Genomic DNA, 13,369 nt, shown 5'->3' on the forward strand with positions numbered 1-13,369 from the left:
CTCGACAGTTTGTGTCGAATGGCTCGATAGTCTGATCGAGCCTCGAAGCCGCTCCTTGGGGGAACCGACCCGTGCGCCACTATATCGGACTGATCCACAAGCAAGCGGACAGCGACTTCGGCGTATCCTTTCCCGACTTTCCGGGCGTGGTCACCGCCGGCACCAGCCTGGACGACGCCAGCGCCCTGGCCGAAGAGGCCCTGGCCTTCCATCTCGAAGGCCTTGTCGAGGATGGCGAAGCCGTTCCCGAGCCATCATCCCTGGAAGATGTCATGTCGAACAATGACAATCTCAGCCGGGTCGCCGTCCTGGTAGCGCTCAAAGCCGAGACCACAAAGGTGGTGCGCGTCAACGTCACCATTCCCGAAGATGTCCTCGACCAGATAGATCGATATGCGGAACGCCATGGCTATAGCCGGTCCGGATTCCTGACCGCCGCCGCGAAAAAGGCGATACGCGACGAGCCAGCCTAGCTGCTCCTCAACGGATTCAAACCGAGGCGCTACCGACCTGTTCGCGAAAGCCGTTTCCGCTTTGGCAACCATTGTCTTCAAGGCCCGAGAAACCACGTCTCATTTCGTGAGCGGGCGTGCCGCCGTTTGGCCGCAATGCGCCAGCAACTGGCAACCATTCGCCCCGATCCGCGTTTGGGGCTCCAAAGGAGTTCCAAGATGATCATCAGACAAACCATTGCCGCCGTGCTCATGACTGCAGCACTTGCAGGCTGCGCGACCCAGACCGAACAGCAGCAGAGGGCAACCACAGGCGCACTCATTGGCGGCGGTGTCGGCGCCCTCGCCGGCCAGGCACTGGGCGGCAACACCGAAAGCACGGTCGTGGGTGCCGCCGGCGGCGCCTTGCTCGGCGCCGTCATCGGCCAGTCGACCACGCCGCAGCGCCGCGGCGAACAGCTTTGCCGTTACCAGGACCGCCGCGGCCGGATCTACACGGCGCCTTGCGATGATCGCTATTACAACAACGACTATTGATCCAGCCTCCCTGGAAGTGCGGCTCTCTTACCTTTGCTGCCGCTCTTCCAGGGACCCGGGATCCGTTCGGCGTTTCACAATATGAGAACGCCCGCTCAGTCCATTACACCCTCTGGCTGATGAGCTTGCGCTTGGTGCTTGCAAGGATCCCATTTCGCGGAAGCGACGTGAAGCGCTGGTTTCATGGCGCCAACAATGACATCGCATTGCCGCAGCTGAAAGTGCCGACAGCGACCATCGGCTGCGGCTGAAGAGCGGGGGTGACGGTCACGGTGCCAAGCATCAAGGCGCCAAGCGCGCCTTGGCCAAGCCGAATGGCTTGCGCTGCATGCATAAAATGTGGGATAATTTGTTTGGTGGAGATTCTCGCTCACACCATCCAAAGGCCTCCTTCGGAGGCCTTTTTCATGTCATGGTGGCTGGCAACTGAGTGCCACAACGATTAGGTGGCGCTCCCTGCCTAGGCGAAGAGTTGCACTGCCGCCAAGGTCCTTCGACCGCTTTCACGTCGTAAGCTTGGAGAACAATCCCGATGCTCAACAGCATTGCGGGCTGGCTCGATGCTGCAACTGCAATTGCCATTGTTCGGCTCCTGATTGACCTCATGAACCTATACCGCTCCGCTGCCGCCAAGAAGGCGCCGGACGGCAGGCGCGCGAGATCAAAGCCGATACGCAAGCGCCGTCCGCGTCGCCGCTGAACCGCGTCTTCCCAACCAACTCAAACTGTGACCGCGATGGTTTGACCCACCAGCGACCCGTGCACTCATCATATGGCATCGACCGTATCCAGCTCGCGTGCCCTGCTCGGTGATGCGGTCGGCGCCGACGGGTGATGATGCGGGTGGCGTCGCGAAGGCAGCCAGCCGGCGCGCCGCGCGCCTAGTCGATTTCATCGTTAGTGGCGTATGTTGCAAGTCAAGCACTGTGAAGCACAGCGTCCAGATCGGACCTGCTGCCGTGTCGAATGGAATAGGCGCGAGTGATTTCCGCACCAAAAAGAAAAATTTCCGCCGAGTAGTAAGCCCACAGCAGGATGACAAGCAGCCCACCGGCGGCCCCATATGAGGCCGCGACCGCGCTGGAGCCTATATACCAACCGATAAGCGATTTCCCGAGCGTGAACAGGGCAGCGGTTACAACAGCGCCAATCCAGACATCCCGCCATTCCAGGGTTCGATCAGGCAAGATCTTGAAGATAGCGGCGAAAATAGCTGCGAGGAGGACAAAAGAAACGACCGCGTTGATAACGGCCAGGACAAGTGTCCCGAACGGCAGCTGTGCGTTGATGAGGTTGCCTAGGGCCGAAATCGCCGCGCTCGCGACTAGAGAGACGAGCAACATGAAGCCAAGTGCGGTGACCAGTCCCAGACTTACCGCACGTGCGCGCACCAGGCGCGACAACGAACTGCCCTGCGCTTCGACCTTCCATATCATGTTCAAGGACTGCTGTATTTCGCCGAAGACCCCGGAAGCGCTCACAAGCAAGGTGATGATGCCAATCACCGCCGCCCAGGTGCCGCCGGATGGCTTTTCGGATGCGCTCTTCAGTGCGGTTTGCAGGATATTTGCGCTTTCTGTACCCATCATCCCTGTGATTTGGGCGGACAATGCCGCTTGGGCTGCCTCGTGACCGAATGCGAGACCCGCAATTGCAACCACGATGAGCAGAATTGGCGCCAACGATGTTGTGGCATAAAAAGCGATTGCTGCGCCATGGCTGAGAGCGTTGTCGTTGACGAACCCAACGACGGCTTCTCGCACCATTGCCCATGCATTTGTGATCGCGCGATGCATTTTGCGCCCCAGTCGAATTGGCGTTCACTAGCAATGCACCAGCACATGTGATGTTCCGGTTGCGGGCTACTAACGCCCTCAGGGGGAGCAGGCAACGTCAGTGGTTATGCGCCGCGCTTGGCGCCCTACTCCGCCGGGGTCTTCTCGAGCACCGGCGCAATTTTCCGGCCAAAGCGCTGGACAACGAAGCGGCCCGCCTTCTGGCCGGGGACCTCGATCAAAGTATAGGTGATCCAGGACAGCAACGTCACCGTCGGCAGCACAACGGCAACGACGATGGCGAAGCGCAGCGGCGCCGACAATTGGTGGCCGAACTCACTGATGACGAACGCCGCGACGGGCTGCAGCACCAGCAGATGGATCAGGTAGATGCTGAAGGAAAGCTCGCCCATCAGGTGGAAGAACCGGTTGCTGAGCGTCACGGCGATCGCTCGCGCCAACATTCCCGCCCTTCCAGGCAGCATGCGGTAGAGAACCAGCGCAAAGAAGCCCGCCACAAGCGCTTCACGCACCAGAAGCTTGCCCAGCCCCTGGTCGCCGCCAAAGGGCAGCGCCGCCAAAAGCATGGCCAATGCCAGATAGAGGAACGGCCTCGGTCGGCTCTGATGCACGACTCCGGCCAGCAGCATCCCGCACAGGAATATCTGTATCTTCAGCGGCAGAAAGGACGGCATCGGAAAATGGATCGACAACAGCCGCATCGCAAACACGATGACGCAGCCGGCCGCCGCGACCACAAGGGCGCTCCTGATCCAGTCCAGCCTGCGCACCAGCAGCATGACGGCCGGGAACACGGCATAGAACTGCATCTCCAGCCCCAGGCTCCAGTCAGGCAGCGGCGTGCGATAGGCGAGGTTCGGCACCAGCCCAAACAGGAACGTGAGATGAGCGACGATGTTCTTCAGGCTGCCGTCGAGGTAGCGTTCCGGCGCCTGGTGCGATCTGGAGAGGAAATCGTCGATGATGATCCTGCAATCGTAGAGATAGGGGCCAAGCGCCAGCGCCAGGAAAAGCATGACATAGAACAGCGGCGCGATCCTGAAATAGCGGCGCGTCCAGAATTTGAGCCAGGTTTCCGATCTTTGCCAAGGCTCCTTTTCCTGGCGCAGCTGATAGTGGAACACCATCAGGAAGCCGGACAGCATGATGAACAGGTCGACGCCGAGATCCGGCTCGCCGACGATCGGAATTTGCCAGCCGGTCAAAAGCAGGCAGTGCCCGACCAGCACCCAGATCGCCGCAAGCGCGCGAAGCCCGTCCAGGCATTCGATGCGCGAAGACTTGATGATGCTGGTTTCGTAGCTAGCCATGTTGCACTGCAGCATGGCGCCTGAGGAGCGATTGTCAACCCGGTGAGAGATGACGAATTACGGCTACCATGGCGGATGCCGAATTGTGCCGATCTCCTCGCCAGACAATAGGCTGAACGGACAGGCACCTTTTCAGGAAACCGTCAGCGCGCCCCGAACGACCGAAATCAGGCGCATTGCTGACCGGCAGCCTTGGGGCCGCAAGCGGACTGGCAGCTTTTCAGCAGCGGAGGTCCCAATCGGTGCAACCTGAAGGTAACTAACGAGGCAGGGAAGGATGCCGTACGCCTGTACTCCTGTCCCCAACCAAACCTACTTCATTGGGAGTCCCGCTACTACCAGGTCGGCCACCTGTCGATCAATCACTGCAGGATTGATATGGAACGTCATATCGCGCCACCGCGTGGCCTTAAGCCACGGCTGCATGGCAAGCGCCTTGAGGACTTCACTGCGTGCGTCGTCGATTTTTCCAAGATGGACATCGTCGATGGCACGTAGCAGCGGAACAGTGATCAGGAAATCTGACACCCTCGTAATCAGGGCCGCAGATTCGGCGTACTTTTCGATGTCCGTCAAGGCATTCGCCTTCATCATCATATAATAATCGGCGAAGTTTGGATCGTTCCTGAGCCCGTATTCTGCTCGCTCAATGGCCTTGTCTGTCAAGCCGCTGAAGCGGGCTGCTGATGAAAGGTCGCCGATGAGAAACGCGTCTCCCGGCGAAAGCGCAATCACCTCGTCGGCCCTGCGCAGAGAAAGATCGAAGTTGCCCTCATGAGCGCTGACGTAGACGTTTGACCACAAGCAGCTTTTTCTTGCGTCGGGTCCGAGGTTGGCCCGCGGAAGAACCTTTGCCTCCAGTTCGGACGCCATGCGCCAATGTTCGTCAGGCTTCTCGTCAAAGGCCAGGTTGGCCGCCAAGAGGTGATCCCAAGCCAGTCCGCACGACAACAGCGACGAGTCGGGAAACTTGGCCAGGCCCTCAAGAATTATGTCCGTCGCCTTCACCAGGCTCTCGGGCGTGAACTGCCCGAAGAAGAAATTGGATCGAAGGAAGAAGTCGTACTCTTCGAGATCCGGTGTGTCCTTTTCCCAGACCTTCTTGTATTCGCTGTCGTACATTTTTCCGCGCTGGCCACCGAGCGTGCCAATGATGTGTTCGATCACCTCGTCCTGAATCACAAGGGGATTGCTTCCAGAGCGATCGAACTTTTCCGCCCAGAGATTTTCGCCTGTGCGCGCGTTGATCAGCTGCGCGGTGATGCGCACCCGGTCCGTCTCCTTCCAGATGCCACCCTCGATCACGTAGGCCGCGTTCAACTCTTGACCGATCTGGCGGACATCGGTTGGCTTATCCTTGTAGACAAAGGTAGAGCTACGCGAGAGCACCTTAAGTTCGGTGACGCCTGCCAGCATCGAGATCAAATTGTCTGTCATGCCGTCGCTGAAATACTCCAGCTTCGGGTCGCCGCTCATGTTTTTGAACGGCAAAACCGCCACGGTCGGGATGCCACCTTGGCCCGTCTCGCGCTTTGTTCCATAGAACTGCCACCACGCCAGGACCGCCGTGACTGCTAAGGCCAGCACCAGGAAGCTCGCCACGAATAGCAGCCGCGACCGGCTGCGGCTTGCGCACCTGGGCTTGGCCTTGCCGCCGACCGTAACACGGTATGCCTCCACCGGCTCCGCGATGTTCTTGACCTTCTGCAGGCCCATCGACTGAAAGCCGAAAGCCAGCTTCTTCTCAACCTCGCGCGCGACCTTTGCAGAGACCCAGATGCCGCCAGGTTCGGCAAGTTGTTCTAGTCGTGCCGCGATATTTACGCCCTCGCCAAACCGATCGTCGCCCTCGACAATCACCTCGCCAAGATTGACGCCGATGCGCACTTCCACGCGCTGCTCTTTGGGCAACGAGGCGTTTCGCTCGGCCAGCCCATGTTGCAACGAAACCGCGCATTCCATCGCCTCGACGACCGACGAAAACTCCGCCAGCAGCCCATCGCCCATCAGCTTGAAGATCGTGCCATGATGACGCGCTACTGTCGGCTCGAAAAGTTCCTTATGACCGGCGCGCACCCGTTGATACGTACCCGCCTCGTCGCGCTCCATCATGGCAGAATAGCCGACAACGTCAGCAGCAAGGATGGCGGCGAGCTTGCGGTGCATTTCGGAGCACTCTGTCGGCAGCCAACCTCGGAGGCGAGGTGGCAAACCCTCCCAGTTACGATCAGTTTCGCCTATTAGTACCTTACCCGCAAGCGGCTGTCGGTTGTGGACTTGATTGGGCCGTAGGGCGGAAGCGGTGGCTAAAACGTGACGGCGATGTTCGAAGCTCTCGCGGCTGGCTGTCCCCCGATAGGTTGAAGAACGGGCTCACGATTGACGCCGGGCCGAGGCATCGAACAGTATATCGGTTTCGACGTATCTGCGGAAATAGACGACAATTTCGATCCGTCGCCAAAAGGATGTGGGCAAGTGCGCGTGCCACCCGCAACTGCTCGCGGCGCTGATCGCAAGCTTGCTTCAAATAGTAAACAACATCCAGAGTTGCACCAACCCAATCAAGACGAGAAGGCCTACCGTCAGCCCAGCGAACAAATCTATTGGGATCTCGGCGACGTACCTCGCGTGGTGGGTTCCCAGTTTCGCCTCGGCATAGTCTTGGTTGATTGCCTTGATTTCCTGGAGAATTGACCTTCCTGCGAGAGAGCCAAAACAGGATATGTTGAAAACTGACAAGGCTAGCGCCAGCTTTGCTGAAGCTGGCGCTGTGTTAGCGAAGCTGAATATCAAAAATACGTTCACAGCCGTGACCGCGAACGCTATGCCCATTACCGTCAGATAGTGGCCAAGCCGAGCATTCGACAACGCGACTTGCTGGTCTCTATTGAGGTTTTCGTGGTCGGCATTTGCAATCATACCAAATGTCCTCCAATCAACCGCCACCATCTGGGTCCATGGTACTCCTATTGTCACGACCTGCAACGCACAGCAGATAAATAAAAGGCGCACGGCGTGAGTTGCTAAGCTGGCGTGACACGCGATGCTAGTGAGACTTACCTCTTCCGCAGCGCCGCCTGGGCTTTGATGGGCTATCATTGTCGTCCGACTCAGCCCGACATGGAGCGGCTCGTTGCCAGGCGCGAGCGCATCTGAGCGCGGGGCCTAGATCATGGCGCGGAGGCTCTCGTGGGTCTTCTCGTATCGAACTGCGACACGCCTGAATCGCTGGTCGCAGAGGAAGTTCTGGGCGAGATGGCGCCACTTGTACATGTTGAAGTCGCAGGGGACGGGCTGTTTTCGGTCGGCTTCGAAGAATGAATGCAACGCGGCGTGGGCTGACAATTGGCGCATGAATATGCCATCTGAATGCAGGCTACCCATCTGTAAAAAATTCGGGACTGGTGGCATCATTCACTGATAGGATAGCGCACGGCCAAAGGGGCATTGCTCATCGCGAGAGACGCGACCAGACTTAGTGTTGGCGATATAGTGGTCGGGCAAAGCCTCCACCGCCTCGGAGGTAGGCACTTGGATGTTCGGGCATGGCTGGTAAGCCTCGGCCTCGGCGAGTATACCGACGCCTTCGGTAGCCACGACATCGATGAAGAGGTGCTTCCAAGCCTGACCGCCGACGATCTGACGGCGCTCGGGATCACGTCGATTGGGCATCGGCGTAAGTTGCTCAGGGGCATTGCGGCCCTGGCCGAAGATCAGATCCGGCCCACCACAGCTCGTCGGCCGCCTTCACCCCCGGAATCTCGCGCAGAACGGCGGCAACTCACTGTCATGTTCATCGACCTCGTCGGCTCGACTGCTCTGGCAACGCGTCTGGATCCCGAGGACCTGCGTGAGATCATCGGAGCGTATCACCGGTGTGTTGCCGATACCGTCGCTCACTTTGGCGGCTTTGTCGCCAAATATATGGGAGACGGAGTTTTGGTGTATTTCGGCTACCCGCAGGCGCACGAGAACGCCGCCGAGCAGGCGGTGCGCGCTGGCCTTGCTCTCGTTGATGCCGTTAGTCGACTGCCGGAGCCCGAGCTATTGCGGGCTCGTATCGGTATCGGCACCGGACAGGTAGTCGTTGGCGACCTGATCACCTCCGGCGAAGGGCACGAGCGCGGCGTCGTGGGCGAGACGCCGAACCTTGCCGCCCGCCTGCAAGCTCTTGCCGAACCCGGAGCGGTCGTGATCGGGCCGCAAACGCGGCAGCTGGTCGGCGATCTTTTCGAATATCGCGATCTTGGCGCCCTTGAGGTGAAAGGCTTTCCGGAGCCGATTCATCCATATCAAGTGGTTGGTGAGAGCGCTGTCGAAAGCCGGTTCGAGGCAATGCATGGGACGACGCCGACGCCGCTGGTCGGGCGTGAGGAGGAGGTCGAGCTGCTGCAGCGCCACTGGCATCGCGCCAAAAGTGGTGAAGGACGTGTGGTGCTGCTCTCAGGCGAGCCCGGCATTGGAAAGTCGCGCCTCACCCTCACCTTGCAGGAGCGCATCCAGAATGAGCCACACACCCGCCTGCGCTATTTCTGTTCGCCGCACCGTCAAGACAGCGCGCTCCACCCGACCATTGCGCAGCTAGAACGCGCCGCCGGGTTGGAGCGCGACGACCCGCCTGAGAGAAAGCTGGATAAGCTTGGCGCCCTGCTTGCCCCGGCCTCGTCGGAGGACTCGGCGCTGCTGGCGGAGCTGCTGTCGTTACCGACCGACGGCCGTTTCCCGCCTCTCCAACTGACGCCCGAGCGTAAGAAACAGAAAACGTTCGATGCGCTGCTCAGGCAGCTCGAACATCTGGCGCGACAAGGTCCGGTGCTGATGCTCTTCGAGGATGTGCACTGGATCGACCCCAGCTCGCGCGAGCTGCTCGACCTGGTCATCGAGCGGGTGCCGCGCCTGCCAGTTCTGCTTCTCCTCACGTTCCGCCCCGAGTTTCAACCGCCGTGGATCGGGCAGTCCCACGTCACGGTTCTGGTCCTCAATCGGCTCGACCGTCGTGAAGGCGCCGCGCTGGTCCAGAGGGTCGTCGGCACCGGAGAGCTGCCGAGCGACGTTGTCGCGGAGATCATTGAGCGCACGGACGGGGTGCCACTGTTCGTCGAGGAGCTGACCAAGGCGGTGTTGGAGAGCGGCAACGCCAAAACAGTGCTCTCAAGAACTGCCGCGACGGCGTTGAACGTTCCCGCCACGCTGCATGCCTCGTTGATGGCGCGGCTCGATCGCCTCGGCTCAGCCGTTAAGGAGGTCGCGCAGGTCGGCGCGATTCTGGGTCGGGAGTTCTCCTACGAGTTGCTGGTAGCGGTCGCGCAGCGAAATGCCGCTGAGCTGAACGGTGGACTGGATCAACTCGTCGGCGCCGGTCTGGTATTCTGCCGCGGGACGCGGCCACAGGCCACTTACCTCTTCAAACATGCGCTCGTTCAAGACGCTGCCTATGGCACGCTGCTGCGCGCCAAGCGCCAGGAGCTACATAAGCGTGTCGCAGATATGTTGGAGGAAAAGTGGCCCGAAATCACTGAGGCGCAACCCGAGCTCCTCGCGCACCACTTTCAGGAAGCTGGGGATTGGGCGGGCGCGCTCGATCATTGGCAAAAGGCGGGAGGGGCAGCCATAGCCAGAGCTGCCATCAGGGAAGCCGTATCGCACTTTGCCAGTGCTATCGACTGCAGCAGGAGAGTTGGCGATGTGTCCGGCGGCGCCGAACGGATGACACGTCTCCACCTTGCGATGGCCAATGCCTTGATGCAGGCTGAAGGGTATCGTTCTGAGCGCCTTGGGAAGACGCTTGAAGATGCACGTCTTGCTGCCGCGAACACTGCATCGGCCGAATTGCAATGTGACGTTGCGCTTTCACACGCTCCATTTTCTTATGCCACTGGGCGCAATCACGATTACCTGACCCTGGCCGAAAAGCAGCTTGCAGACTGTGCCGATCTCCTTCCAACGGCTTATCTGAGCGGTCTTTGGGCAACCAAGGGGATGGCTCATTATAGCCGGGGAGAACAACCGCAGGCAGCGGAAGCTTTGCGGAATGCCTTAGATTTGATTGATAGTGTTGACCCAAGCCGGGGTATCTTGTTCGCCGGTGCGGATCAAATCCGTGTCTCTGCCCAGGAATATTTTAGCGAATCGCTGATGATATTGGGTTTCTTTGATGATGCAGTCGAAGAGAAAGAGCGCCTAATTCGAAATTTTGACCAGGTCGATAAGCCTTTCCACCTCGCGTGGTGTCTTCTCGTGCAGTGCGAATTGTACGCGCTACTTGGTCAATACAAGGAACTCCTTGAGACCGCTACGAAGATCGTCGAGATTTGCGAACTGCATGGCTATACGGCGCGTCGAAGCAGCGGCATTAGGTGGCGTGGCCATGCCCGCTCGCATTTAGGTGAACTGAATGCCGGCATCGATGACGTCCGGGAGAGTTTGGTTCTTTGGCGTGGGCAGGGCGTCATATTTCATACCCCTGAGAAAGCATGCGAGCTTTGTGATCTTCTCCTGCGCGCCGGTCGCATCGAAGACGCATCGCAAATGCTTGATGATGTCGATACGCTCGTTTTCGATACAGATGAGGAGAGCTACCTAGCAGAATGCATTCGCCTTCGTGGCCAAATCGCCGCGGGCAGAGGTGAACTGACGGGAGCCACACACCTATTCGAAAAGGCAATTACTACTGCCCGTCGGCAGCAAGCGAGACTCTTCGAGCTTCGCGCCGCAACGCAACTGGCACCAGTTCTGGCACGTCAAGGCAGTGTTCATGAGGCCGCGACGCGTCTGCAAGCGGTGGTCCGCACATTGAACACAAGGTATCCAATCGTCGACCTCATCGCGGCACAAAGGGCGCTGGACGCCCTGACCCGTTGAGGTCGCACCATCTGCGAGGGTTCCGACAACGTTGTTTGCGAGCTTGGCTCATTGCGCGCCGAGACGCGCGTTCGTTTGGACTGGAATGTAACGGAATTGAGACGTTCACGCTGTCCCCGCGTAGCACGCAACTGTGACCTCTACTATGGTCCCCAGCGATGTCTGCTTTCAGGCAGTGACGAAGTTGACCTCTATGACCACCCTGGGGCGCAAAGCAGACCTTCCGGTTGGCTTCCCAAGGCGGACAGAAGGCTTCGTCTCTTTCCTCCCTAGTGGGACTTTGTCGCATCACGAGATCGGTCACATATCGAGAGTTTATTGCCGAGAAGAGGCCAGCGCTTGACACGCGGCGACTCCCTCTGGCCTGCCGGCTTTCGTCATTCAGAAAGCCGAGCAATTGGCTTTCTGTCCGCTACGCGGACCACTCCTCAACCCCCTCAAGGGCCCCTCAAGGGGGAGATCAAGCTCCACCCGTTCCCGACCGCAGCTCTTCCCTGCCCTCGTCATCACGGCGCAGCCTGGAATCGGAGATCAGCACCACCGGGCACGGGCAGCGCTGCAGCAGGCCGGTGGCCGTCTCGCCGAAGAAGAGCTCCTCGCCGGTGCGCCGCGCCACGCCCATGACGATCAGTGCCGCTCCCCGGCCCGCCTGGCGGGGAATGGCATCGGCGGCGGCGACGCGGCTGCGGATGGCGGTCTCGATTTCGACGCCAAGCGGTCGGCAAGTGCTACGATATCCTTCAGCACCGCCTCCCTGCGGCGATGCGATATGAAGTCGCGGGCCGCCTCGTCCGCGAGCACCTTGGCAGGCGCTTTCTTTTCGCGCGATATTGCCATCGTTTTCCTTTCCACTCGAGGGGGCTCAGCGTGTGAGGCGCAAGCGGGAGGGTCGGGATGCAATTTTCGATCACATCGAGGCGCTGCTGGATGCGGGTGAAGTCTCGACGGCACTTAAGGAAGTGCGGGCGCTGGTGCATCAATTTGGGCCCGGGTCCAATGTCTTGGCGGGCGCGGTCGGTGACCTCATTATTGACCTGTCGACGCTATCATTCGTCGCCGATGCTTACGGAGGCCGCATCGCAGAGGCGGCGCGCATCTTGGCCCGAAAAAGACTATTGAAAATCAAGTTGCTCGCACCTCGTCAAAGCGTTGAAGTGGTCAGCTAGAGATTGGTGGTCGCTACGAAAAACGTGTAGACCTGCTCGGTGCTCCGACGCATCGAAACCTCTCGCCATCATCGGTTCCGTACGGACGAAAGAGCCGCCTGACCCTGCGACCAGATGAAAGCTTGGACTTGCGGCAGACCGCAAGCAGTTGGAGCTTGAATTGCCGACACACTCTCAGGAACCGTTGCCGGGATCGCACTCCATTGGTCGTCGGCCCAGATCCGGCGCGCCTCGCTTAAGGTGCCGGTCGAATATGGCCAGCTTCTCTTCGTAGCCGAGCCGCACTCTGGACCTGCAGCTATCGCATTTGAAACCGGCAATCGTTTTCAGCCAGGATCCCCTTCTCACCATAGGGCGTGAACAGGAGGGGCATTGGAATTCTAAAGGTACGTCGCGCAGTTCATTTGATAGAGGCACTGTGCATGTTCTCCTCAGCGGCACGGCCACTGCAACAAAGTAGAAGGAGAAATGTTTCCGGCTTCGGCCATTTGCGCGAAAGAATCGGACCTAAGTCTAAATGGTGAGCGGCCTGAAACCCATTCGCCTTGCTATCGGCCTTTGCGTCGGAAATTGGAATAGCGAGGGTGATCGAAGGCGGCCCCGGGCGTGAGGCTGGCAAGTGGGGCCAAGACGGCGGCGGTAAAGCGGAGCCTGTGGCGATCAAATAACCGGTTCGCCCAGAATCTCGTTCACCCAGCTCATAGTTCTCAGCCCGTATGCCATCCCGGCGCAGTCGGCAAACCAGTCGAACACACTCATGTCACGCCCTGTGACGCATTGAAGGATTTCGATCGCTGCGCCCGTTAAAGCAAGTAGAACCGCCAGCCGGACCACCTGTTGGGGCCAGCCGAGGCTACCCAAAGCCGACAAGGTGGCGAACGCGGCGGCGTGGTTGAGCTTGTCGTGATCAGACGTAAAGGCCAATCCGAGGGCGTGCAGCAAGTGGTCTGGCAATAGCGCGAGCAACAGGACGACCGCCAACGTGGAGAGAAAGGCAGCCCTTGCCATGCTCTGATAAAAGCTCGACTGCGGCAATCTATCCGCAGCACTCCCGGTTCCTAGTTCTCGCTTCCGATACTGGTGCACTAGGCAGAGCTCCAACCTGCATCTGAGCTACGAGCGCGAACAACTGGCATGCTTAACAGACCTCCTGATGTCATCAGGAAGTTCCATGAAACAGCCTATGTCACTCTGGATGGTTCCATAGGGCGCTGCGAATGTCGCCCTCCATTGTGATGAGGCCGAGG

Annotated in this window: 12 protein-coding genes; 5 read left to right on the forward strand and 7 right to left on the reverse strand. The window is 59.4% G+C overall.

The annotated features are described in order from the left end of the window. Positions 1–71: 71 nt before the first annotated feature. A complete protein-coding gene (locus NL532_RS20630) occupies positions 72–473 on the forward strand; it encodes a type II toxin-antitoxin system HicB family antitoxin (RefSeq protein WP_023830229.1) in 402 nt (133 codons plus the stop codon). Positions 474–671: 198 nt separating this feature from the next. Then, positions 672–989, forward strand: a complete 318-nt coding sequence (locus tag NL532_RS20635; protein WP_023690487.1) for a YMGG-like glycine zipper-containing protein — start codon at positions 672–674, stop codon at positions 987–989. 917 nt (positions 990–1,906) lie between these two features. Here NL532_RS20635 and NL532_RS20640 read toward each other — a convergent pair. From NL532_RS20640 to NL532_RS20655, 4 genes are all read right to left on the reverse strand, one after another. Beyond that, positions 1,907–2,785, reverse strand: coding sequence for a YihY/virulence factor BrkB family protein (locus NL532_RS20640; protein ID WP_023830230.1), 879 nt, complete (start codon positions 2,783–2,785; stop codon positions 1,907–1,909). Positions 2,786–2,910: 125 nt separating this feature from the next. Then, positions 2,911–4,095 carry an acyltransferase family protein gene (locus NL532_RS20645; RefSeq protein WP_031203631.1) on the reverse strand — a complete coding sequence of 395 codons (1,185 nt, stop codon included), beginning with the start codon at positions 4,093–4,095 and terminating at the stop codon, positions 2,911–2,913. A gap of 312 nt (positions 4,096–4,407) precedes the next feature. Then, entirely contained in the window at positions 4,408–6,261 is a 1,854-nt protein-coding gene (locus NL532_RS20650; protein ID WP_023830232.1) for an adenylate/guanylate cyclase domain-containing protein, read from the reverse strand. Positions 6,262–6,618: 357 nt separating this feature from the next. Then, positions 6,619–7,014: a hypothetical protein gene (locus NL532_RS20655; protein ID WP_023830233.1), complete on the reverse strand. Its 396-nt coding sequence runs from the start codon at positions 7,012–7,014 to the stop codon at positions 6,619–6,621. 270 nt (positions 7,015–7,284) lie between these two features. Between NL532_RS20655 and NL532_RS32420 the strand changes: the two genes are divergently transcribed. Next, positions 7,285–7,416 carry a hypothetical protein gene (locus NL532_RS32420; RefSeq protein ID WP_502881985.1) on the forward strand — a complete coding sequence of 44 codons (132 nt, stop codon included), beginning with the start codon at positions 7,285–7,287 and terminating at the stop codon, positions 7,414–7,416. 210 nt (positions 7,417–7,626) lie between these two features. Beyond that, the gene (locus tag NL532_RS20665) at positions 7,627–10,956 is read left to right on the forward strand and encodes an AAA family ATPase (protein ID WP_196813905.1); all 3,330 of its coding nucleotides are present in this window, start codon (positions 7,627–7,629) and stop codon (positions 10,954–10,956) included. Positions 10,957–11,416: 460 nt separating this feature from the next. Here NL532_RS20665 and NL532_RS20670 read toward each other — a convergent pair whose 3' ends face one another. Further along, complete coding sequence (locus NL532_RS20670) at positions 11,417–11,659, reverse strand: universal stress protein (RefSeq protein ID WP_348524300.1); 243 nt, start codon at positions 11,657–11,659, stop codon at positions 11,417–11,419. Then, positions 11,584–11,793, reverse strand: coding sequence for a hypothetical protein (locus tag NL532_RS20675; RefSeq protein WP_023730765.1), 210 nt, complete (start codon positions 11,791–11,793; stop codon positions 11,584–11,586). Before NL532_RS20675 ends, NL532_RS20670 begins: the two co-directional genes overlap by 76 nt. 32 nt (positions 11,794–11,825) lie before the next feature. On the opposite strand from NL532_RS20675, the gene NL532_RS20680 reads away from it, so the two are divergent. Further along, entirely contained in the window at positions 11,826–12,122 is a 297-nt protein-coding gene (locus NL532_RS20680) for a hypothetical protein (RefSeq protein WP_023830237.1), read from the forward strand. 660 nt (positions 12,123–12,782) lie between these two features. On the opposite strand, the gene NL532_RS20685 is transcribed toward NL532_RS20680, so the two are convergent. Continuing rightward, positions 12,783–13,157 (reverse strand): VanZ family protein, encoded by a 375-nt coding sequence (locus NL532_RS20685; RefSeq protein WP_286487428.1) that lies wholly within the window; start codon positions 13,155–13,157, stop codon positions 12,783–12,785. Positions 13,158–13,369: the final 212 nt, after the last annotated feature.

Origin of the sequence: Mesorhizobium sp. C120A (assembly GCF_030323105.1) — a bacterium.
Classification (GTDB): domain Bacteria; phylum Pseudomonadota; class Alphaproteobacteria; order Rhizobiales; family Rhizobiaceae; genus Mesorhizobium.